Raw genomic sequence first — 22083 nt, 5'->3', positions numbered from 1 at the left:
GCAATGTTTAAAAATAAGATTGGTTAAAACTCAAAGGCTACTTAAGTATCAGCCTGTCCAGGATAATCACCAGTAATGATAAACTACTGAGGACGATCGGTATTACTTGTTTAGCTCTGTCTGAACCGCCAATCTTTGCCTTGTTGGGTTCTACGTATACAACATCATTAGAGCGCAGATAATAATAGGGAGATGAAAATATTTCCTTATTATTCAGATTCAGTCTTTTTACTGTCCGCACTCCATCTGTTTCACGTATTAACAGCACATTATCTTTCTTTCCAAAAACTGTAATATCTCCTGCGAGGCCCAGCGCCTCCATAATCGTTATTTTCTCATTCCCCACATTGACCACTGTTGGTTTCCCAACTTCCCCAAGTACCGTTACACGGTAATTCAGGAAACGGATACTCACTACCGGATCTACCAGTAATTTTTTCTGTTCAAGCTGATCATGCAGATACCTGGTCAATTCACTTTTCGTAAGGCCATCAGCCTTCACCTGACCTAATACCGGGTACTGTATAAATCCTTGTTCACTAACGAGGAAACCTACGGCCTGTGGGCCACTGGTGGATGCACCGCCAATGTTGGCCATACTGGGTGTATTATATATTACTGCATCATCGACATTCATGCTGCTCACTGTGATCTGCAGTATATCATTCTTCTGGATCACTGGTTCGAAATTGCCTGCAACCGGTGCCATGACTGTATCCGGAAGATCTCTGAAATAAACCGAATTCCTGGTACTGACACATGATGAAAAAAAACAGCAAATAAGGATCGGCACAATAATGATAAGGTTTGAACAAGCCTTTCTTAAAAACATCATTCCAATTTAATAGTTGAAGGTTATCTTCCGCGCTTTTTCAGCATTACAATATTAGTACAACAATGATGCGCGAAGTATTACTCACTAGAGTATAAATGCTTCTTATAACACGAATGTGCTTACTAACTATAGTAGTATCTTTTTTGCTGTCGCGGCCGATGTACAGTTAAAGTATATCTAAACAATTATTAATAAAACAGCTGATTAGCAACAAACTAACCAAACTATTGGACCATATTTTAGAAATAAGCTCCGATTTAGTCGCAACATTAAGCTTTTGATATACTTTTTTAAGATGCTGATTTACAGTAAAAACTGTTACGAACAATTTATCCGCCATCTCCTTATATGAGTAGCCTTCTTTTAGCAAAGCCAGCAACTCATACTCCCTTTTGGTGAGTTTGTGCCTGATATCCTCTAATGGGTCTTTATTAATATGGCTGATTAACAAATGTGCTGCTTTGGGTGATAGTGTGCCCCCTTCACTGATCGTGTCTAAGATAGAATGATAGATCTCCATCAGGCGACTGGTCTTTATTATATAACCATTGGCGCCCTGACGTATGGACTCAATCACATAATGTTTTCCATCATGGCCGGAAAGTACAATGATCTTGGACTCAGGATAAATGCGTTTTAATTCCTGCATCCCCTGTATGCCTGATTCTCCGGGTAAAGAAATGTCTAATAAAATCACATTTACATCTTCCCCTTTAAACGGCAGCTCTCGAAATTCTTCCATCGATTTGCATGCAAATACAACTTTGCACTCCTGAAAATCTTCCAGAAACTCTCTGTAGTTATTCAGCTGGAAATAGTTATCCTCTATTATTCCAATGTTGATCATAGGGTCAATGTTAGCAAAAGGTTCGGTTCAATAATTATATGGTACAATTGGATAATTAGTAATCAAAAATGGTTCCAGAAACGAACTGAATCCTACTAAAAAAATAACTACTTATTTTAATAAGGATTACATATTACCACAAAAGCACCTATAGCTAGATAGTTCTTATTAGGATATATTCTATGTAACAAATTGGGTAGGGCATTTGGGATAAGATAGCAACAAACGGTTTATTCTCGCATAAAAGTAAAACAAATATTATAAACTATTAACTAAATAATTATCTAACAATTAGCTATATTGTCGTGAGCAAATGTAAAAAAAAGAGCCAATCATTAAAACAGGGGTGTGGAATTTTAAGATTAAAATAATGTGAACAAATTTCTACATGCACCGATATACCATATGCCATAAAAAAACGTTAACCACTGGAATATGCCGAACTTTAAGACAGTGAATAATAACACTAATGCCGAAGCCACTTCCTCTTTGCTGGATAATACCAGCAATCTTATTGCTATTATTTCGCATGAATTCAAAACACCTTTAACAGCTATTTCATCTGCCGCAGATCTTATTGCTGCCAAACTTCATATAGATAATTACATGGATCCGTTCTATAAAAAGAATATATCCAAAATAACAACAGAGATCTTTAAGCTTAACAGCATACTGGATGAAATCCTCACAATGAGTAATATCATCTCGAACAGTATAGAGATAAAAAAAGAACTTACAGACGTTCATGAAATACTACAGGAATTAAAAGCACAATACTTCACTGACAGGAAAGATGCGCGGACGTTCAAAATTAAAGTGTCCGGTACACACGTTAAAATACTTGCAGATAAAAAACAATTATCTACCATCTTCTCCAATCTCCTGAATAATGCGTTGAAGTTCTCCAATAAAAAAATGCCTGTAGCAGAATTGAAGTATGAGGAACATGCCGTCATTATTACTATAGAAGATGATGGCATCGGCATCCCTGCTGCTGATATCCCGCATCTGTTCCAGCCATTTTACAGAGGTAGCAATGTAGATAACATAGAAGGCACCGGATTGGGTTTACATATCGTCAGGAACTTTGTTACTGCTAACAATGGAGAGATTTTTGTTACCAGTGAACAGAACCAAGGCACTACATTCACATTAGAATTTCCATATCCCTGATATTCCCATTATGAGTAATACTATATTACTGATTGAAGATAAACCTGGATTACTGGATACAGTACAGAGTTTACTGGAACTGCACAATTATGCAGTGATCACTGCTACCAACGGACAGGAAGGCGTAGATCTTGCCCGTATTCATCTCCCCGATCTTGTTATCAGTGATATCTATATGCCAATACTAAACGGCTATCAGTTGCTGGAACAATTTCAACAGGACGAACAACTCCATAAAATTCCTGTAATCATACTCAGCGCTAAAACTGCAGAAGACGAAATGAATCTGGCTTATCAGAAAGGCGCTGCGGGTTACATCACTAAACCTTTTCTCTTTACCAGTTTGCACGAGGCCATGAAAAAGCTGCTTACCTGAGTAACATCAGACTACCGGTAAACTCTTTCTTCTCATTATTCCTGTCATTAAATGTACATACATAAATGAATGACTGTGCCTGATTATTAGCCCCGTCCCATCCTGCATTAGGATCAGTAGTACGGAATACCAGTCCACCCCAGCGATTATATACACTCATCTGGTAGTTCTTCACCGCATCATAAATCTTTGGTTTGAACACATCATTATTCCCGTCCCCATTCGGACTAAATGCCGTCGGTATTACCACCAGGCAATTCTGCCAGGGCGAAGTAATACTGGCATTGCCATCCAGGTTACACCCATTGGCATCCTTTATTTCATACTGATAATAACCGGCTTTCAAATTAGTAAGGGTACTCTCCTCTTTCCACTCCTCATTATACAAACGGTATTTGTAAGGTGCAGTGCCTCCTTCTACCTTTAAAACGATCTTACCATCATTGGTTTCACTACAGCTACAGGATACCGTAGATGCCTGTCTCAGTTGCAATGGCGCAGGTTCTTTCACGGTTACATGAAAACTGTCCCAGCATTCTTCATCTCTTACCATCACCGTGTAATCGCCAGGGTACACATTGGGGAAAACGGGATTATCCAGTCCTTTCACATCATCCATGTAAAAACGATAAGGCGGTATACCACCGGTTACATCCAGTTTGATCTGGTTATTATTATCGCCGTTGCAGGCGGAGGTCGTAACGTTCACTTTTGCATGAAGATCAGATTCAGCAACAATTGCCTGTCCGCCGCCACTGATACCATTTGCTGCTGTAATAGTTACTGTATATACACCGGCAGCCAGGTTTTCTACCTGTGCGGTAGTATAGTTTCCGGGTGTCCACAGATATCTAAAAGGGGCCTGCCCGCTGGTTACTTTCACAGCTACGGTTCCCGTACTCACACGTTTACAACTGGAAGAGGCAGAGAGTTCCGTTTTGAGTATTTCTCTGATAGTAGAAAAATTATCCATGAGTACGGCAGAACCAAAAGTGCTTTTATCGCAGTCTTCCGTAGGGTCTGCCCAGCAAGAGAGATAGGCATAATTTGCAGAAGGCATCAGTACGGCATTATAATGCTTCCAGGTAGTGTCTGTAAACACTCCCGATCTCCATAGTACTTCCGCAGTATCTCCGGGCGTATTTCCCCCGTAAATCACCAGGCTGCCATAACATGCCTTATATAAGTAACTGGGGGCGTAAGCAAGGTCTAATGACAATGAATAAGCCATACCTCCCAACAGTTCTCCGGGTAATTGTTGTGCCAGCCCTTCCTTGTAATTGGGACCACTATGCAATCCTGCATAAGTTTTACCTTCTGACGCGGGAAGTTTAATATTAAAAACACCGGGTAAGATATCAGGCGTGTTGGATGCTGCACACCAGCCTGCTGGTATAGAATCCCTTCCGGGAGAACCTTCAAATGACGGGTTCTTTAAAATGATATTTTGAGCATAAATGGTATTACAGAAAACAATGCTGCTGAAAAGTATAAAGTAATAGCATGCCCTTCCCCATATCTGTATTGATACAGGTTTACACTTGCGGCTCATAGGATACATAAGTCTGATAAATAAGTTGAATTGCCTTTCGATCAATGCCTGACTTGCGGACACAGGTATCATGTCCTCATAGGATCCGTTCTTTCATAGGTAGTAAAGGAATATTGTCTATTCCTTTACATAAATGGTTATAGTAATTGCATTCCCAGGAATAACATAAAGATACAATATATTTTTATATAATATATGGATAATGAGAATTTAACGTATCTGAAATGTAAATGTTCTCTTAAAATTTAACATACGACCGCAGTGCCTTGCATTCCTGCTGTTTTTTTTGGGATTTTAATACTATATTGTAACAAAGGAAATTCGTGCTGCCTATGCCTATACTACTAGTTATAACAGGTGTGCCAGGGAGATATGTAATTTTTAATGATAAAATCCTGTAGTATGAAGAATGAATCACCGTCTGTTACATCTACTTACTTCATTGAGTTAATCAAAGCTTATTTACAAGGAACAAAAACAAGGAAAGAGATCCTGGAAGAGACTACTGAAGTATTAGAATTTGATAGTTTCCTGTTGATGGAAGATGGTATTGATGTTACCTATCTTTTAACGGAAGCGGCCCGTGATATGAGTGAGACTTTCTACCAGGATATCGTCAATAATATTAATTATTCTCCGGATACAGTACCTACCCGTGCCGGTGTTATACATCATCTGCAGAGCCTGATACAGGGTGGGATTTCTAAACAGGACCTGCTGGAATGGGCTACCTGGTACAATATAGACGAAGACCAGCTAAGCGCCGGTATCTTTGATGATTTTACTGTCGAATTTTTCTGTCTCGATTTTCTGCCTGCTCATTTTGCAGAACTAAGCAACAAAAATTTCAGGCAGGTATTACAGCTGTTTGCCATGAATGTGCAGGACCCGCTGAAAGAAAAAATGGCCATGTTACTTTTATTGGAAAAAGAAAGACAAAGCTTCCTCTTCTTTTTGCGTAATCATATTCAAAACTCACATTCTATTGATACACTGGACCTATACCTGATGAAGAAATTCGGGATGGACCACCAGAGTTTTCCTTATATGCAGGAATTGATGGAGATTAATGGGCATCCTGAAAAACTGGAAGCCCTGCTGAAGAAAGTGATGCTCCAAACAGAACCAGACAAACACGACGCTTCTGACGGAGTGGAGTAATATAATATTTTATTTTTCGCTCCGTCAGGAGTGTCGTGTTTGCAGCCCGTAATATTATTTGATAGCCTCTAATGCAACTGCATTTTCAAACCTGCCCTGAGACTCTACCAGTTTAAACATCTCATCTTCAGAATCATTGAACTTTGCAGGTCGTACGCTGCTGAATCCTGCTTTATATAATATGTTGCTGAGAGATAGTGTATCCCACATATACAGGTGTTCACTATTCCCCATGGTATTCTGCAACAGGCCTGCCAGGCCACGTTTCCGTTGTTTCTTACCCAGTCTTGTTTTCTCCAGGAACTTTGTATTCGCCTCATCATCATTGTTAGACAAGTCCTCTACATATTCCCTGGCAGCCTTTTCCAGGTCAGGCACTACACAACGGAAAATCCCTCCCGGCTTCAGATAATTAAATGTGTGGTTTACTGCCGTCATGAAGTCATCATAAGATAAATGTTCCAGTACATGAGAGCAGTAAATACCATCGCAGGAATTATCTGCGATACCGGGTAATCCTTTCAGGATGTCTCCCTGCAGTACGTTGTCCGGAAACGTAACATGCATACGATGTTTTAATAAGTTGCCGATCAGGGGTAATTGCTGAATGCGGAGGGTGGGTGATGCGTCAAAGTTTTTCCATCCTTGGGGAGAAGAGAAACCACAGCCATATTGTACATATAAGCTACTCATGGAAGTATGGATTTAGAAAAGTGGATGAGGATGTCTTTCAGGTTTGTCAACCAATGCTGATGATTCTTATAACGTCGGATATACACCAATATAGGACATATTGGCTATGATGGGCATTACTTATGTGAGTAGATTATCCTACATTATAAAAATAACAAATACTATCCCACCATCAGACTACAACCTCTCAAAGCTGAATTATCAAGTCTGCCCAGCACTTCAAATGTACCATGATCATGTAAACGGCCGATATCTTCTGTTGCGATGAACGCACAGGAATCCAGGTTAGCCAGGTCCACCACGTTAATCACCCCGGCCGCCTGTTCTTCATATAACTGGAAAGGATCATTTTCATCCCGTACCAGCACTTTCATCCAGGGTGGGCAATGAAAAAATCCCTGTTCATAGGAATATGCCTGAGACAACAACTCTGTCATACCATATTCTGCGTGGATGGCCTTGCACCCCAGCCTTTCCTGTAAAAAGGCATGTACCTGCTGCCTTGTCCACTCTTCCCGCCGGCCCTTCATCCCCCCGGTCTCCATTACGATCGTATTTTCCAGGCGCAGGGCATACTGTTCGGCAAAGTCCAGCAAGCCGAAGGTCACCCCTATCAGCAATGTTTTCTGTCCGCGGGATTCCAGCTCCTGTAACTTTTGGGACAACTTGTCGTGTTCGTACAGGTAAAACCCGCTGGCCTCATGCCGGCTGCGTTTTACCATATTCTCCACCATATATACCAGGGAGGAATGTTTACGTTCCAGGTAAGAAGGCAGTAATCCCAGGATCACGAAATCTTCTACAGGACCGTAAAACCGCTCGAAAGTGGCTATAAAGCTCTTTTCGTATAGGCCTGCGTCCTTTACCAGGTGACGGCTGTTAACCGTTTGCGTGGTCCCGCTGCTTTCAAATACCAGCTCCGGTTCAAACGTTCCGCAGGTGACGCTATGTGTTTTAAAGAACTGTATCGGCAGAAAAGGTATCTGGTGTAAGGTCTTTACAGCTTCGGGTTTTATATGAAGCGCATCGGTATAAGCCTGATACAGGGCATTTTCCCGGTACTGGTAACGAAATACTTCCAGGGCAGCCGCTTCAAGGCCCTCCTCCTGTAGTGAAAATATAGATGCTGTATTAATGCCGCTCATAGTCGCCTTCTTTAAAACCGCACAAATTTAGGTTATATCTTTAATTAGGCCGCTTACGTAACAAACAAGACATAAATTACGTTATTATACAATGGCCGGGGTTAGCCTTGCATATTAGCTATAATTAAAAATTTAATGTAGGTTTGTTATATGAAGAAAATGCTTTTTTTATCCCTGTTTGCTTTGACGGCTATCACCGCCTGTAAGAAGGATTCACTGGGTACTAAACCTGTAATTACCTTCAAATCTTACTCTTCCGCACCCATAAGTTCCTCTTATGGACTGGACATTACTTTCGGGGTAAAAGACGGGGACGGGGATATTGAAAACAGCTTCAACTTTGCAGCTATCTATGACACCCAACCAACAGATACTGCATTTGAAAGCCGTCCCATGCCAGGACTGGATGCCCACAAAGGCGCCAACCTTACTGCGGAAGTGGTACTGCACCTGGTAGGTACAGACTTTCCCCAAACAGGCGCCAATCCAATTCCTAAAGACAGCGTTCACTACCTCGTATATATAGTGGATGATGCCAACAATCACAGCGATACCATCGTTACTCCTAAAGTAGAAGTACAATACCAATAAATATTCTTAGGTTTGAAAGCCTGATAATTGAAATTAAACCTTCAATTATCAGGCTTTCAGTCTTTAACACCTCAAAGCGATTCCATGGACAAAATTGAAGAACTACAGCAACGCATCGCTGCCGCCTCCCTTGGTGGTGGAGAAGCAAGGATATCCTCCCAGCATAAAAAAGGCAAACTTACTGCCCGGGAAAGACTCACCCTGCTCATGGACGAAGGCTCCTTTGAAGAGCTGGACATGTTCGTACATAATCGTAACCGCGGTCTTACCACCGACCAGGAACAGTTTCCCGGAGATGGGGTGGTGACCGGCTATGGTACTATCAATGGCCGCCTCACCTACGTATTCTCACAGGACTTTACCGTATACGGTGGCAGCCTCTCCGAACCGCATGCCCGCAAAATATGCAAGATCATGGACCTTGCCATGCAGAACGGCGCTCCCGTTGTAGGGCTCAATGACAGCGGCGGGGCACGTATACAGGAAGGTGTGGTGAGCCTGGGTGGATATGCAGACATCTTCTACCGCAATACCCGCGCTTCCGGCGTCATCCCACAGATCTCTGCCGTAATGGGCCCCTGTGCCGGCGGTGCCGTATACTCTCCTGCTATTACGGACTTTATCCTGATGGTAGAAGAAACTTCCTATATGTTCGTAACCGGCCCTAACGTCGTTAAGACCGTTACCCATGAAGAAGTGACTTCCGAAGAACTGGGCGGTGCGCATACCCATGCCTCTAAAAGCGGGGTGACCCACTTCGCCTGTGCCAACGAGGTGGAATGTATCCAGAATATCCGTCAGCTACTCAGCTATGTGCCACAGAACTGTGAAGAGGATGCGCCCGTATACCCTTATACCCCTTCTGACGAAACAAGGACCGTACTCAATACCCTGATCCCTGAGAGCTCCAATCAGCCTTATGATATGAAGGAAGTGATTGCCCAGGTAACAGATACCGATAGCTTCTTTGAAGTACACCGCGACTATGCAGAGAACATCCTGGTGGGCTTTGCCCGCATAGCCGGTCGCAGTATTGGCATTGTAGCCAATCAGCCGGGACACCTGGCAGGTGTACTGGATATAAAGGCCTCTGTAAAAGGCGCCCGTTTTACCCGCTTCTGCGATGCGTTCAATGTGCCACTGCTGGTACTGGTAGATGTGCCGGGCTTCTTACCCGGAACCGACCAGGAATGGAACGGCATCATCACCAACGGGGCTAAACTCCTGTTTGCACTCAGCGAGGCCACTGTTCCCAAAATCACCGTTACCACCCGCAAAGCCTATGGTGGTGCTTACTGTGTAATGAACTCCAAACATATCGGTGCCGATCTCAATTTTGCTTTCCCACAGGCAGAAATTGCCGTAATGGGACCTAAAGGCGCGGTAGAGATCATCTATAAAAAAGAAATTGATGCCGCAGAAGATCCTGAAGCACGTATGAACGAACTGGTGGCAGAATATACCGAACGCTTTGCCAATCCTTACCTGGCGGCGGAAAAAGGATATATTGATGAGGTGATAGTACCGGACCAGATGCGTATTAAACTGATCAAAGGCTTTGCAATGCTGGAAAATAAAGTTGTAACATTGCCCCGGAAAAAACATGGGAATATCCCGTTATAAATTATGTTCCGGGCACTGCTAAACTTTATCATCTTCTCTTCCATATATGTAGCATGTTGTGCTGTACTGATGGTATGGCAAACCAATACACTGTTCCATATCAGGGATGTAAATGACAACTTTTACATCTTCGTATTCTTTGCGACCATCAGTAGTTATAACTTCCACTGGTACCTGACGCCGGCAGATTATTCCGCCTCTGAGAGGATACTCTGGGGAGCCAGGCATAAGGTGCTACAGTTATCGCTTTGTGCCATAGGTGGTATCGGTGCGGCCTATAGCTTCTGGTTCTTAAAGGCCCACTGGCTGCCTTTGGGCGGCGCTGCCTTCCTTACCTTTCTGTATTCTGCCCCCAAGCTGCCACAGCGGGCTTTTGTATGGCTGCGAAAGATAGCGATCGGCAAAACATTATTCCTTTCTTTTGTATGGACTTACGTAACTACGCTGTTACCTGTATTCATAGCAGGGCAGTCTGTCACCTTTCCTTTAGTGGCCTATACCCTTCACCGGTTCTTCCTGGTATATGCCATTTGTATCCTCTTCGACTACAGGGACCTTGAAGCAGATAAAAAGGAAGGTATCCGCTCGCTCATTACCTACCTCAGCAAGCACAACCTCAGACGTTTATATTATTGCTCATTGATATTCTCGGCAGGTTTTGCATGCTGCTTCCCTTTACCATTAATATTGTTCCTGCTCGCCCCGGTGCTGATAACCGCGCTGCTTACACGTTATACGATGCACACCCGTTCCGATCTCTTTTATTACAGTGTGCTGGATGGCATGGTAATGTTATCTGCACTGCTGCATATCCTGGCAGTAAAAAGCTGCTGGCTAATTCCTTACTTTTGCACAATCATTAACAACAACAGCAATGTCTAAGAAGCAAAAATCCATATTGAGCAAGGAAGCGCTTACGTTCCTGCGCAATTACCTGAACAACCCTTCTCCTACTGGTTTTGAGAAGGAAGGACAAAGACTGTGGCTGGAATATTTACAGCCCTATATTGATGAACATTATGTAGATGCTTATGGGTCGGCAGTGGGTATCATCAATCCCAAAGCACCTTTTAAAGTAGTGATCGAAGCGCATGCTGATGAAATATCCTGGTTCGTAAATTATATATCTCCGGAAGGATTAATCTATGTTATCCGCAATGGTGGCTCCGATCAGCAGATCGCGCCGTCTAAACGCGTGAATATCCATACAGCGAATGGTTCAGTGAAAGCCGTGTTCGGCTGGCCGGCCATCCATACCCGTATGCGTGGTGGTGAAGGCAAAGAACCCCAGCCTAAGGTTGATAACATTTTCCTGGACTGTGGCGCCCGCACCCGTAAGGAAGTAGAGAACCTGGGTATCCATGTGGGATGTGTGGTTACTTTTGAAGATGGTTTTGAAGAACTGGCGCACGACTACTACGTATGCCGCGCTATCGATAACCGTATCGGCGGATTCATGATCGCTGAAGTGGCCCGTATGCTGAAAGAGAAAAAACAGTCCCTCCCTTTTGGCCTTTACATCGTGAATGCGGTACAGGAAGAAGTAGGACTGCGTGGGGCTGAGATGATCGCTAAACGCATCAAAGCTGACGTGGCGATCATTACAGACGTAACCCATGATACCACCACTCCTATGATCAATAAGAATATTGAAGGGGAGATCAAGTGTGGCGGCGGACCTAGTATTACTTACGGCCCTGCTGTACATAATATCCTCAGGGACCTTATTATCAAGACGGCCAAAAAGAACGATATCCCTCATCAGTTGCATGCGGTTAGCCGCAGCACCGGTACAGATACGGACGCTTTTGCCTACTCAAATGACGGTACCCCGTCTGCGCTTATCAGCCTGCCGTTGCGTTACATGCATACCACGGTAGAAATGGTCAAGAAGGAAGATATTGAGAACACTATTCACCTGATTTATCAGACTTTGCTGAATATTACGCCTAAAACGAACTTTAAATACCTCTAAAACAACACTTTGAGGCATTAAATTTTTTTTATACTTTTTTTTGTAGGTTTGCTTTTCAAATTAGATTATTATGCAAGATGTGCAGATCCGTCACGACTGGACCATTGAAGAAATAAGAGAAATCTATAATACGCCTTTGCTGGAGCTTGTGTTCCGTGCTGCTTCTGTTCACAGACAAACACAGGATACTGCGGAAGTACAGGTTTGTACCCTGCTTTCCATCAAAACCGGCGGTTGCTCCGAAGATTGTTCCTACTGCCCACAGGCAGCCCGTTATAATACAGATATCAACGTTCACGGCCTTCTGCAGAAAGATGCAGTACTGGCATACGCGCAGAAAGCCCGCGAAGCAGGCTCTACCCGCTTCTGTATGGGCGCTGCCTGGAGAGAAGTACGCGATAACCGCGACTTTGACCGCGTACTGGACATGGTAAAAGGTGTAAATGAAATGGGAATGGAAGTTTGCTGTACCCTGGGTATGCTTACTGAAATCCAGGCACAGAAACTGGCTGATGCCGGTCTGTACGCTTACAACCACAACCTGGATACTTCCGGTGAATACTACGAACAGATCATCACTACCCGTACATACGACGACCGCTTACGTACCCTCGAAAACGTACAGAAAGCGGGTGTTAGCGTATGCTGCGGTGGTATCATCGGCCTGGGCGAATCTCATGAAGACCGCATAGGCATGCTGCATACGCTCAGCAACCTGGCTAAACATCCTGATTCCGTGCCCATCAACGCATTAACCCGCGTAAAAGGTACGCCACTGGAAAACATGCCTAAAGTAGCCTTCTGGGATATGGTACGGATGATCGCTACTACCCGCCTGGTAATACCTAAAGCAATGGTACGCCTCAGTGCCGGCCGTGCTGAAATGAGCATTGCTGAACAGGCCATGTGTTTCATGGCAGGCGCGAACTCCATCTTCACCGGTGAGAAACTTTTAACTACAGACAATCCTTCCTTCGAAGAAGATCATATGATGTTCGAACTGCTGGGACTGAAAGCAAGAGCCGCTTTCAAAGACCATGAAGTCCAGGAACCAATCATGATAAATAACTAAACATAATAGAGCTCTGTTAGCTCAGTGTTTGTAGCAATCATCTATCTTCTCTATAAAATGGGGGTGACTTTTTAGAAGTCACCCCCATTTTTATATTAGCCCTGGCTAAATGACATTGAATTTTTGGGTATTTCCTGTCATAATAATCTTCTATATATTTTAATGAATTGATAATCAGTAATGAAACGCATTTAAATAGTAATTACTACTTATAACCTACTGACATTCACTGCTTATGGTGATATAAGCCCTATATAAGCCCACTCATAGTCCCCTATAAGCCCTCTATAAGCCCACCTTATTTAGGGTGGGCTTATAGAGGGCTTATATACCAGTTATAAAGCGTTTACAGGAACGTTTAGGTTCTTTCTGTGTTTTGTAAGACGTGCTACAATCACGTAGCTTATTGAAGAGTAGTATTGACCAGGCTCTTTTTTAACAGGGTCTTTTCAGGGAACAGATCTTTAGCTACAAACTAGCCTTTATCTCATCCAGCGTATCGGCAAACGCCTTATTTCTGCGAACATCCTTATGCCAGGCAAGGTCCCTCTCTACCAGGTCTATTTCCTTTTTAATCGTAGACCCGCCTTCTTCTTTACCCAGTATATACACCGTATCAGATATCGCTACGCTCGTCTCAATATCATGAGAAACGATGATCAGCGTATTCAATTCATCCGCCATCGATACCTGCAGCAGCATATCTACTACCTTATCCAGCACACAAACATCCAACCCTGAGAACGGTTCATCAAACAATAAGAATTTAGATCCTTTCAATAACTGCTGCATAATACTGGCCCGCTGACGCTGCCCACCGGATAACTGCTGAGGATATTTATGCAGACATGCAGTAATATCAAATGTTGCCGCCCACTTTTCTATCGCTTCCTTCTCATTCCCTTTCAAGAGAGGGTTCTGACTGGTAGCCATTCTCAGCGACTGATAAATAGTTTTCCATTCAAACAGGTAATAGTGCTGAAACACAACACCCATATCCCCGGCTTCTACCTGCTTGTTCCCATTAATGGTTATACTACCTGAGGTTGGCTTTTGCAAACCCGCCATTAACCGGAACAACTGTGTTTTACCTACCCCGCTTCTTCCTAATAAAGATATCACCTGTCCCTGGCTTACACCAGGACGAACAATGTTCCTGATGCTAAAATTAATATCATGTAGTATAGGAGTACCATCATAGCTCAGGCAAACATCTGTTGCCTGCAAAAGCACATCCTGTTTAGTATATGCTGTCATTTTGTTGCTAAAGTTGTGTAAGGAAATAACCATCTGCGCATGGTTGCCAGTAAGAAATCAAAGAACAATCCCAAAAAGAAAATAACCAGTTGCAGGGCCAGCACGTTTGTTAAATCATTATACTTATTGTATTTAATCAGTAATGCACCAATACCACCTTCACTCATGCTCAACCCTTCTACCATGGTAATCATCAACCAGGCGATAGCAAAATTCTGCTGTAATATTTCCAGTACTTTATCTGCTTTACCTACAATAATGACCTCATATAAAGTACGCCATTTGCTATAACCAAGTGTTTTACACAAGTCATATTCCTGCTGATGAATATTTACGATAACTGATAAAAAAGAAGTGACAAAAAACGGTACTATACCAAAGATCAGTAACCAGAGCTTTAATGCACTCCCATTTTGTGTAAGTAGTGTAAACACGAATATCAGCCCGGCTAAAGTGAGATATCTGCACTTTACAATAAACTCCGCGATACTTCTGAAAAATGGTAACACGGATAAATAAGCAAAACACAAAGTGATAATAATCGCATAGAGCATTGCTTTTAAAGTAAGTGTCAGACTTACCAGCACATTATCTATCAGTAATTTTGTAGTGGATAATTGTATCAGCGCAGCAGCCACTTTACCAGGTTGTGGCATTAATCCGTTAGAGGTGGTATGCCACAATACCAATGCCAGCACTACCTGAAACAACACCATGATAATAAATGTCTGCTTGCTTACTACAGCAAAAGGTTGCAATAACTTTTTCATATAAATAATTAAGGGAAGAATAGCCACTGCGTATTGCAGTGGCTATATAATAATTATTACTCACCCAACACTATTTCCACTCTTCTGTTCTGACTTCTGCCCGCCTCTGTATCATTGGATACCAGTGGCTTAGCAGCACCATAACCTTTTGCTTCCAGACGGCTTGCAATCAAACCTTTCTTCAGCAGGTAATCTTTTACAGCATTGGCACGTTTCTCAGACAAAGGCACATTCACTGCATCAGAACCACTGTTATCGGTATGACCATACACACCTACCTTTAACCCTTCTGCTACTACAGCAGATTCAAATATTTCATCCAGCAGTTTGTAAGAAGAAGTTCTGATTACGGCAGAACCGGTTTCGAACTCGATACTGTAAGATTTAGAAGATACTTCCGAAGTAATTTCAGGCGCATACTTTGTCTCTATCGCTTTGCCTTCCAGCAGTTCCGGGTGATTGGATATCACAGAGAACAGGAAGGATTTATCTACTGCTTTTTCGTACGGCATGAAGGAAGGCATTAAGGCAGGATACATTTTCACCATCAGGTTACCAAAGGTGTTGTACACGGCTTTATACCTGTCTATCTTATCATTACCCAATCCGTAGGTGTTCGCCATATCCTGTAAGTTGAATACTGCAGAACCACCTAAGTTTACTTTCAATCCCTGAATATCCTTTTCTTCCACGCCATTAAAATATTTCAGCCAGTAAGCTGCATCCTGCTCGTTATACAATTCAGCACTTACTTTAGCAGCAAATGCCTTTGCATCATTAAAAGAACGTACCTGGTCGCCCGCCTGTGCCAGTGCGATGATGATATTCTCTACGTCAGTCCTGTGATCGTTAGCCCATTTCCTGATGGTGATCGTTTGATTAGACATCTGTGAAGCATACTGTTTAGTACTGGCGATCGTTACCAGACCACCTTTCTTAACAGCTACGTTTACGTCACCCGGAGTCCAGGTAGCTACAGCATCCACACCTACAGTGGTATCTTTGCCGGTAGTTTTACCATTGGCTACTATCTTACGGCTTTCGGTATAACCAGCGATATATTTATTAGGTGCATCCAGGAAGTCGTTCGCAGCGATGATGTTGACAGCAGCAGCATCGTAGGTAGTTTCATCAGGATTTACTTTTAGACCATTGTCGCCGGCCCATTTCAGGAGTATATTGATATCACCGTCACGTAACACACCAGCCACACATTTACCAATAGCTGACTTAGGATCAACCTTCCATTGCTGAGGGCCCATTACCTGGTCTTCACCAAATGACTTACCATGTGTAACAGGGATGATCACCGGCTGGTATTCGGTACCCAGTGCTTCCAGTTCTTTTGACAAAGAAGTCATGAAAGCAGGCATACCATCACCCATGAATGTGATGAACACACCGGGAGTAGAAGGATTGCTTTTATAGTCCTGTGCAAACTTCACCAGGTCTGCCATTTGCTTGTTACAATCGTCCTGACGGGTATAAGTTACATCCAGTTTCATCTGGTCAAACAAAGAACCCTTTGTAGTACGTACACCGCCATTAGCATAATAACCGGAGAACTGACTGTTCCAGGCCATACGTAACCAACTGATCTGTGTTCCGCCATTGGACGCAACGGTATTGCCAGGTATAGGCAATTTAACAGCATTGTTACTTAAGGATGCTTCGGGTGCATCAGGTAATACTACTTTACCCAATTCTACTGATTCTACTACTTGTTTAGGACGGTTCTGATACCATCTTACGGCCAGGATACCGGCAGCTACTACTGCAACGATAATGAATATTTTCCCAGCCGGTTTTAATTTAATTGCCATAGGTATTTGGATTTAATTATGTTTTTGTAAAAATTTCCTTAGTCTAATAAGCCTTTGTAACGGTCAGGCACAGTCACTCCTTTTAGCCTTCCGCTGTCACTGTTTTTATTCAGTGCAGATTGCGTATAGTTGAAATCCGAGTTCATATTAAAGCTGTCGATCAGCTCTATTGCCTGTGCGGATTTCGCTTTATCTTCCAGCATTTTATCATCCATAAAACGGGAAGTAACATCTATCGCGGATTTAATGTGACCGATCTTTTCACCTATCCTTACTTTCAGTATGGACAAGGCTTTTTCAGCATCCCTGTTTAAGCCATCATCGCCTTTGAATGCTTTCATGGCACTGCTTACAGCAGATAAACCGGTGGTTACGGAATAGTACAGATCCTTCTTTGCTTCCAGATCAAGTTTTGCATCTTCCAGCATAATACCACTCTCTTCATAAGCGGCATCAGCAAAGGATACGAGTTTGTTCAGGTCACCTACTATCGGCGTAACATTGTCTATATATTCCCGGCAACGGATCACATTGTTGGCATACAGGTCCAACTGTCTGTTGTTGGTTTTTTCCTGCTGAAGGATCTTCACTTTCTGCACGTTCAGTTGCAGTTCTTTTTCCTTTTCATTCAGTTTATCCATCAACTCACTTTGCTTACCTTTTAATCTTCCTGTTTGTTTAAACAGTGTATTCCTGTCTTCATATCCCTGATCTATCTTTGCCTGTAAAATGGCGAAGGGATTCAGTTCTATAGCCAGACCAATCGTATAATTGGCAATGAATTCCGATAGATATTTCAGTGCTCTCCAAAACTTTTTATTGGTGAAGATCATCAGTAAAAAAGCGAGTATCACACCGCCAATTATCAGATTGATCAGATTCCAGGTAACGCTCACCAGCCATGGTAAAATATAAGTCGCGAACGCATATCCTATACTTGCAAAGAGAGATATACCTATGATGGTAGTAGCCACATTTTTGGGCTCAGCAAACCAGTTCGTTTTTAGTTCTGTCATTGTTGTGGCATTTTAAAGTATGTGCACTTTGATCTTTTCTATATCCTGCAGCAATTTGTTCTTACTGTTTTCCATAGCTGCGGAATAACCTGCGGCGCTGTGTTCGATCTTCGCTTCGTTCTCTGCTATTTCTTTTGTAAGCGTGTCCATATGCTGTTGCAGTGTGACTATTTCCTGTGAGAGTTTTTGAATACGCTCACTGGCTTCTTCCATTTCCTTTTTTCTGTTTTGTACTTTTTCAGATAAAGCAGCATCGATTGTGCTATGAAAGGCAACGGCATCTGCATCCAGTATCTGCACATATTCCAATGCGGAGGATAATAGTTTGCCCTTGCTTAGACCTTGTACCTGTAGACCCGCAAAGGCAGCACAATAGCGTGCTTTTTCATCTGCAATGGCCTGCATGGCTTCTGTCATTTTTGAAAACTCATAGTAATCGGGACCGGGAAGATTTGCATCCGCAAACAACTTATTAAAGTGTTCACTAAACTTGTTGTTCCCTTCCGTTGCTACTACCTTTTCAGCAGGAGCGTGATTAACCGGAGGCTGACTTGCTGCCGGCTTATCCTCATCAGACAGCTCTACGAAAGCAGACAGAATTTTTTTACCGAATGAAGGCATAGTGTTAGGATTATGAGGTGATAAAATACGTGTAGGTATAGTTGTCCCATCACAACTTGTTGTTGTGCTTTTTTGCTAATGTACTTAAACTGGGAGGCATTAGAATTGCCGTAACAGCAACCTATATAGCTGATCTTTCGTAAGTAGAATAGATGGGGAGATTTGTAGTTTAGCTACTGACAGAGAACCTGTTAAATCTTTCTGGAGGTTCTTATAATCATAACCCTCTTGAGATACCGGGCTATTAAGTGTTTTCATTTTGCGTTGGAGACTAGCTCCTGTTTGTTTGATCAGGTAAAGATATATACTAGTTGGCAATTCTTTAACAGATTCACATATGAATGGTAAAAATACACATATGAATGGCAAAAATCTGTTGTGACCGGCAATATAGAGGTATAAAAGGAAATATAGCTGGATAAACGGATTTAATCTATCTATCAGCTATATTAAATAAGTTATATAAAATACGCTATTCCCAATGCATATCCTTTCATGCCCAACCCGCAAATACTACCTACGCATGCCGCAGCTATCATACTTGTATGACGGAACTCCTCACGTGCATGTATATTACTGATATGCATTTCTACTACGGGTGTTTTAATCGCTGCAATCGCATCACGGATAGCCACAGATGTATGCGTATATCCACCGGCGTTAAACACGATCCCATCATAAGAAAAACCAATCTCATGCAGATGATCAATCAATCCGCCTTCTGAATTACTCTGAAAATAGGTTAATGCAACAGAAGGATATAACGCCTTCAGTTTAACAAAATAGTCTTCAAAAGATTCGTTGCCGTAAATCCCTGGTTCCCGCTTTCCCAGCAGGTTTAAATTAGGTCCGTTAATGATTGCGATCTTCATGATTATAATTTATTTGGTCCCCCATCTGAAGGTGGTTTGTTCAATACCTGCAAGGTCCAGTACACGGTCTACTACAGTAGCCGCTACATCTTCCAGGGTTTTAGGTACGCTGTAAAAGGAAGGTGTTGCCGGACAGATAATCCCGCCTGCTTCTGTAACAGTCACCATATTCCGGAGATGCATCAGGTTGTAAGGCGTTTCCCTTACTACACAAATCAGTTTACGTCTTTCTTTTAATACAACGTCTGCTGCCCGGGTAATCAGATCATTGGAAATACCGGTAGCTATGCGCCCCAGTGTTCCCATAGAACATGGGCAGATGATCATGGTATCAAACCTTCCTGAACCGGAGGCAAATGGTGCGTGAAAATCCTGTTGTGTATATACTTTGAAAGGTAAATCAGTGTAATCTTTTGTGCCTAGTTCTGTTTCCCACACTGTTCGGGCGTTTTCAGTCAGCACAAGGGCTACTTCATCAGTCTGGGCAGCTGCTGCCTGCAGCTTGTTCAACAACTGACGTGCATAAATGGAGCCACTGGCCCCCGTAACCGCCACTACTATACGATGTCTCATGGGGCAAATCTAGTATTATAAACACAAAAATCCCGGGAATTTCCCGGGACTAATTTCTTTGGATAAATAGTATTTGGCTTCTTACTTCCTGCCTCAGTTGGCGTGTGCTTCCAGTTCTTCCATACGGATTCCCCCATGGCTTTCATCGTATACACATTCCCCGTTGCGAATCAATAATACCTGCGGAGATTCATGCCCTATAGCAAAATCTGCTGCCACTTTGTTGGATAAATCACGAAAACGGATCAGGTCCAGGTAGTAAAAGGAAATATTTTCCGGGCCTGCGCCCCTTTCCAGCCTGGACTTAGCAACTGCACTGATAGAGCAGCGCGTACTATGTTTAAAGATAACCACCGGCTTTTCTGCTGATGTTGCTTTAATTTCTGATAACTGCGTTTCTGTAGTTAAAGGTATCCAGTTCATTAACAATCCTTGCTGTTTGCCGTGTGTGTCACCTTGCCAATCTTCATCGGACAGCCTAACTTATTCTGTGATGCACACGATGTTACGAAAGCTGCAAAGATAAAGATAAGAGCAGCCCCGCCCAAAACTTTAAGAAAAGATACTTGCATAAAGGGATGTTTAATTGATAAATGAAATTTCATAGGGAATGGCGATATCGCTTTTTTAATCGTCATTTGTAACGTTACTTTGCAAATATAAAAATTATATTAAATTTTTTATCTATAATATCGGTCCTTTTTCCCTGATTACATAAATATAACGCAAAAACACCGGCATTGTTTATATGACAAAAGTACATTTTATTGCGGTAGGCGGAAGTGTTATGCACCAGCTTGCGATAGCACTGAAAAATAAAGGTTACCAGGTAACCGGCAGCGATGATGAAATCTTTGAACCGGCCCTCAGCAACCTTAAACAGGCAGGTATTTTACCGGCGACCATGGGTTGGGACGAGTCCCGTATCACCCCTGATATCGATTCGGTGATCCTGGGAATGCATGCCAGGGCCGACAATCCTGAACTGATCAAAGCTAAACAGCTGGACCTGAAGATCTATTCCTTCCCGGAATATATCTACAAGGAAAGCCTGCAAAAGAAACGCGTAGCCATCGGAGGCAGTCATGGTAAAACTACCACTACCGCCATGATCATGCACGTATTGAAACAGGCCGGTACTAAATTCGACTATCTCGTGGGCGCCAGGCTGGCAGGATTCTCCCAGTCTGTCAATATCACCGACGCCCCTTTAATTGTATGCGAAGCCGATGAATACCCCGCTTCTGTCATCGAAAAAAGGCCGAAATTCCATTTCCTGCACCCACATATTGCCGTATTAACCGGCATCGCCTGGGACCATATCAACGTATTCCCTACTTACGACAACTACCTGGAGCAGTTTGCCATTTTCTTACACACCATTGAAAAAGGACAAACCCTCATCTATAACAGCACTGATCCTGAACTGGTTAAGCTGGTAAACGCCGAAGGCGGCCACCTCAACCTGATTCCGTACAACGTGCCGGAACATACAATCGTCAATGGTACCACTACCGTTACCTTTGGTGATCACAGCGCTGCCCTGGAAGTATTCGGCGATCATAACCTGCTGAATATGCATGCGGCAAGACTGGTTTGTAACCAGTTAGGCATTGACGATGCGGTATTTCTGAAAGCGATCGCTACCTTTACCGGAGCTGCGAAACGACTGGAATTGGTAGGAAAGAATGATCATTGCGCTATTTACCGCGACTTTGCCCATGCTCCTTCCAAAGTAAAAGCTACCATGGAAGCGCTGAAAGAGCAGTATCCACAGCGTAAACTCATTGCCGTACTGGAATTACATACCTACAGCAGCCTGAACGCTGACTTCATGGTACAATACCAGGGAGCAATGGACAAAGCAGATGTACCGGTCGTATTCTATAGCAGTCATGCACTGGAAATCAAAAGGATGCCCAACCTGGAACCCGATGTGGTAGCCCAGGGTTTTGGCAGGACCGACCTTGAAATCTTTAATAAAAGAGATCATTTACTGGCATTCCTGGACAAACAACAATACGATAACACTAACTTACTCCTCATGAGTTCAGGCGATTATGAGGGATTAGACCTAAATTCGCTGAAAAAGTATCTCTAAATTCTTG

22 protein-coding genes are annotated in these 22083 nt (G+C 42.9%); 9 read left to right on the top strand and 13 right to left on the bottom strand.

Annotated elements, in window-relative coordinates; translation table 11 throughout:
- Positions 1 to 37: 37 nt before the first annotated feature.
- Positions 38 to 709 carry a polysaccharide biosynthesis/export family protein gene (locus GO495_RS21805; RefSeq protein ID WP_240915294.1) on the bottom strand — a complete coding sequence of 224 codons (672 nt, stop codon included), beginning with the start codon at positions 707 to 709 and terminating at the stop codon, positions 38 to 40.
- A gap of 292 nt (positions 710 to 1001) precedes the next feature.
- Positions 1002 to 1682: a response regulator gene (locus GO495_RS21800; protein WP_157301854.1), complete on the bottom strand. Its 681-nt coding sequence runs from the start codon at positions 1680 to 1682 to the stop codon at positions 1002 to 1004.
- 435 nt (positions 1683 to 2117) lie between these two features.
- Here GO495_RS21800 and GO495_RS21795 point away from each other — a divergent pair, with 435 nt between their 5' ends.
- Positions 2118 to 2855, top strand: coding sequence for a sensor histidine kinase (locus GO495_RS21795; RefSeq protein WP_157301853.1), 738 nt, complete (start codon positions 2118 to 2120; stop codon positions 2853 to 2855).
- A 10-nt stretch (positions 2856 to 2865) separates the two neighbouring features.
- The gene (locus GO495_RS21790; protein WP_157301852.1) at positions 2866 to 3231 is read left to right on the top strand and encodes a response regulator; all 366 of its coding nucleotides are present in this window, start codon (positions 2866 to 2868) and stop codon (positions 3229 to 3231) included.
- Here the strand turns inward: GO495_RS21790 and GO495_RS21785 are convergent.
- The gene (locus GO495_RS21785) at positions 3224 to 4783 is read right to left on the bottom strand and encodes a T9SS type B sorting domain-containing protein (protein WP_170302704.1); all 1560 of its coding nucleotides are present in this window, start codon (positions 4781 to 4783) and stop codon (positions 3224 to 3226) included. The genes GO495_RS21790 and GO495_RS21785 overlap by 8 nt on opposite strands.
- Before the next feature lie 402 nt (positions 4784 to 5185).
- On the opposite strand from GO495_RS21785, the gene GO495_RS21780 reads away from it, so the two are divergent.
- Positions 5186 to 5944: a hypothetical protein gene (locus GO495_RS21780; RefSeq protein ID WP_157301850.1), complete on the top strand. Its 759-nt coding sequence runs from the start codon at positions 5186 to 5188 to the stop codon at positions 5942 to 5944.
- Positions 5945 to 5998: 54 nt separating this feature from the next.
- On the opposite strand, the gene GO495_RS21775 is transcribed toward GO495_RS21780, so the two are convergent.
- Positions 5999 to 6637: a class I SAM-dependent methyltransferase gene (locus GO495_RS21775; RefSeq protein ID WP_157301849.1), complete on the bottom strand. Its 639-nt coding sequence runs from the start codon at positions 6635 to 6637 to the stop codon at positions 5999 to 6001.
- 161 nt (positions 6638 to 6798) lie between these two features.
- Complete coding sequence (locus tag GO495_RS21770; RefSeq protein WP_157301848.1) at positions 6799 to 7782, bottom strand: acyl transferase; 984 nt, start codon at positions 7780 to 7782, stop codon at positions 6799 to 6801.
- 150 nt (positions 7783 to 7932) lie between these two features.
- On the opposite strand from GO495_RS21770, the gene GO495_RS21765 reads away from it, so the two are divergent.
- The 5 genes from GO495_RS21765 to bioB all read left to right on the top strand — a co-directional run bounded on the left by GO495_RS21765 (position 7933) and on the right by bioB (position 13043).
- The gene (locus tag GO495_RS21765; RefSeq protein WP_157301847.1) at positions 7933 to 8373 is read left to right on the top strand and encodes a hypothetical protein; all 441 of its coding nucleotides are present in this window, start codon (positions 7933 to 7935) and stop codon (positions 8371 to 8373) included.
- Positions 8374 to 8457: 84 nt separating this feature from the next.
- Positions 8458 to 9996, top strand: a complete 1539-nt coding sequence (locus tag GO495_RS21760) for an acyl-CoA carboxylase subunit beta (RefSeq protein ID WP_157301846.1) — start codon at positions 8458 to 8460, stop codon at positions 9994 to 9996.
- A gap of 3 nt (positions 9997 to 9999) precedes the next feature.
- Positions 10000 to 10878: a UbiA prenyltransferase family protein gene (locus GO495_RS21755; protein WP_157301845.1), complete on the top strand. Its 879-nt coding sequence runs from the start codon at positions 10000 to 10002 to the stop codon at positions 10876 to 10878.
- Positions 10871 to 11971, top strand: coding sequence for a M42 family metallopeptidase (locus GO495_RS21750; protein ID WP_157301844.1), 1101 nt, complete (start codon positions 10871 to 10873; stop codon positions 11969 to 11971). The genes GO495_RS21755 and GO495_RS21750 overlap by 8 nt, the downstream gene beginning before the upstream one ends.
- A 70-nt stretch (positions 11972 to 12041) precedes the next feature.
- The gene (bioB, locus tag GO495_RS21745; protein WP_157301843.1) at positions 12042 to 13043 is read left to right on the top strand and encodes a biotin synthase BioB; all 1002 of its coding nucleotides are present in this window, start codon (positions 12042 to 12044) and stop codon (positions 13041 to 13043) included.
- A gap of 468 nt (positions 13044 to 13511) precedes the next feature.
- Here the strand turns inward: bioB and GO495_RS21740 are convergent, their stop codons facing one another.
- The 8 genes from GO495_RS21740 to ytxJ form a co-directional block, all read right to left on the bottom strand.
- On the bottom strand, positions 13512 to 14300 hold the full coding sequence (locus GO495_RS21740; RefSeq protein WP_157301842.1) for an ABC transporter ATP-binding protein: 789 nt from the start codon (positions 14298 to 14300) through the stop codon (positions 13512 to 13514).
- Entirely contained in the window at positions 14297 to 15070 is a 774-nt protein-coding gene (locus tag GO495_RS21735) for an ABC transporter permease (RefSeq protein ID WP_157301841.1), read from the bottom strand. Before GO495_RS21735 ends, GO495_RS21740 begins: the two co-directional genes overlap by 4 nt.
- Before the next feature lie 56 nt (positions 15071 to 15126).
- Entirely contained in the window at positions 15127 to 16893 is a 1767-nt protein-coding gene (locus GO495_RS32095; protein ID WP_205691302.1) for an OmpA family protein, read from the bottom strand.
- Positions 16894 to 16931: 38 nt separating this feature from the next.
- Positions 16932 to 17909, bottom strand: coding sequence for a hypothetical protein (locus GO495_RS21725; RefSeq protein WP_157301840.1), 978 nt, complete (start codon positions 17907 to 17909; stop codon positions 16932 to 16934).
- Positions 17910 to 17921: 12 nt separating this feature from the next.
- Positions 17922 to 18530, bottom strand: a complete 609-nt coding sequence (locus tag GO495_RS21720; protein ID WP_157301839.1) for a hypothetical protein — start codon at positions 18528 to 18530, stop codon at positions 17922 to 17924.
- 458 nt (positions 18531 to 18988) lie between these two features.
- On the bottom strand, positions 18989 to 19402 hold the full coding sequence (gene aroQ / locus GO495_RS21715; RefSeq protein WP_157301838.1) for a type II 3-dehydroquinate dehydratase: 414 nt from the start codon (positions 19400 to 19402) through the stop codon (positions 18989 to 18991).
- A gap of 9 nt (positions 19403 to 19411) precedes the next feature.
- Positions 19412 to 19975 (bottom strand): UbiX family flavin prenyltransferase, encoded by a 564-nt coding sequence (locus tag GO495_RS21710; protein WP_157301837.1) that lies wholly within the window; start codon positions 19973 to 19975, stop codon positions 19412 to 19414.
- A gap of 93 nt (positions 19976 to 20068) precedes the next feature.
- Entirely contained in the window at positions 20069 to 20398 is a 330-nt protein-coding gene (gene ytxJ / locus GO495_RS21705; protein ID WP_157301836.1) for a bacillithiol system redox-active protein YtxJ, read from the bottom strand.
- A gap of 325 nt (positions 20399 to 20723) precedes the next feature.
- Here ytxJ and GO495_RS21700 point away from each other — a divergent pair, with 325 nt between their 5' ends.
- Positions 20724 to 22076, top strand: a complete 1353-nt coding sequence (locus GO495_RS21700) for a UDP-N-acetylmuramate--L-alanine ligase (protein ID WP_157301835.1) — start codon at positions 20724 to 20726, stop codon at positions 22074 to 22076.
- Positions 22077 to 22083: the final 7 nt, after the last annotated feature.

It is taken from the genome of Chitinophaga oryziterrae (assembly GCF_009758125.1).
Lineage (GTDB): Bacteria > Bacteroidota > Bacteroidia > Chitinophagales > Chitinophagaceae > Chitinophaga > Chitinophaga oryziterrae.
This window is presented reverse-complemented; position numbering and strand designations above follow the sequence as displayed.

Bases quoted from the DNA above. Each gene is read 5' to 3' on its own strand.
- GO495_RS21765 (WP_157301847.1), top strand. From the start codon at position 7,933: ATGAAGAAAATGCTTTTTTTATCCCTGTTTGCTTTGACGGCTATCACC.
- GO495_RS21770 (WP_157301848.1), bottom strand. From the start codon at position 7,782: ATGAGCGGCATTAATACAGCATCTATATTTTCACTACAGGAGGAGGGC.
- GO495_RS21700 (WP_157301835.1), top strand. From the start codon at position 20,724: ATGACAAAAGTACATTTTATTGCGGTAGGCGGAAGTGTTATGCACCAG.
- GO495_RS21725 (WP_157301840.1), bottom strand. From the start codon at position 17,909: ATGACAGAACTAAAAACGAACTGGTTTGCTGAGCCCAAAAATGTGGCT.
- GO495_RS21735 (WP_157301841.1), bottom strand. From the start codon at position 15,070: ATGAAAAAGTTATTGCAACCTTTTGCTGTAGTAAGCAAGCAGACATTT.
- ytxJ (WP_157301836.1), bottom strand. From the start codon at position 20,398: ATGAACTGGATACCTTTAACTACAGAAACGCAGTTATCAGAAATTAAA.
- GO495_RS21775 (WP_157301849.1), bottom strand. From the start codon at position 6,637: ATGAGTAGCTTATATGTACAATATGGCTGTGGTTTCTCTTCTCCCCAA.
- GO495_RS21800 (WP_157301854.1), bottom strand. From the start codon at position 1,682: ATGATCAACATTGGAATAATAGAGGATAACTATTTCCAGCTGAATAAC.
- GO495_RS21750 (WP_157301844.1), top strand. From the start codon at position 10,871: ATGTCTAAGAAGCAAAAATCCATATTGAGCAAGGAAGCGCTTACGTTC.
- GO495_RS32095 (WP_205691302.1), bottom strand. From the start codon at position 16,893: ATGGCAATTAAATTAAAACCGGCTGGGAAAATATTCATTATCGTTGCA.
- GO495_RS21790 (WP_157301852.1), top strand. From the start codon at position 2,866: ATGAGTAATACTATATTACTGATTGAAGATAAACCTGGATTACTGGAT.
- aroQ (WP_157301838.1), bottom strand. From the start codon at position 19,402: ATGAAGATCGCAATCATTAACGGACCTAATTTAAACCTGCTGGGAAAG.
- bioB (WP_157301843.1), top strand. From the start codon at position 12,042: ATGCAAGATGTGCAGATCCGTCACGACTGGACCATTGAAGAAATAAGA.
- GO495_RS21785 (WP_170302704.1), bottom strand. From the start codon at position 4,783: ATGAGCCGCAAGTGTAAACCTGTATCAATACAGATATGGGGAAGGGCA.
- GO495_RS21760 (WP_157301846.1), top strand. From the start codon at position 8,458: ATGGACAAAATTGAAGAACTACAGCAACGCATCGCTGCCGCCTCCCTT.
- GO495_RS21740 (WP_157301842.1), bottom strand. From the start codon at position 14,300: ATGACAGCATATACTAAACAGGATGTGCTTTTGCAGGCAACAGATGTT.
- GO495_RS21755 (WP_157301845.1), top strand. From the start codon at position 10,000: ATGTTCCGGGCACTGCTAAACTTTATCATCTTCTCTTCCATATATGTA.
- GO495_RS21780 (WP_157301850.1), top strand. From the start codon at position 5,186: ATGAAGAATGAATCACCGTCTGTTACATCTACTTACTTCATTGAGTTA.
- GO495_RS21805 (WP_240915294.1), bottom strand. From the start codon at position 709: ATGGCACCGGTTGCAGGCAATTTCGAACCAGTGATCCAGAAGAATGAT.
- GO495_RS21720 (WP_157301839.1), bottom strand. From the start codon at position 18,530: ATGCCTTCATTCGGTAAAAAAATTCTGTCTGCTTTCGTAGAGCTGTCT.
- GO495_RS21795 (WP_157301853.1), top strand. From the start codon at position 2,118: ATGCCGAACTTTAAGACAGTGAATAATAACACTAATGCCGAAGCCACT.
- GO495_RS21710 (WP_157301837.1), bottom strand. From the start codon at position 19,975: ATGAGACATCGTATAGTAGTGGCGGTTACGGGGGCCAGTGGCTCCATT.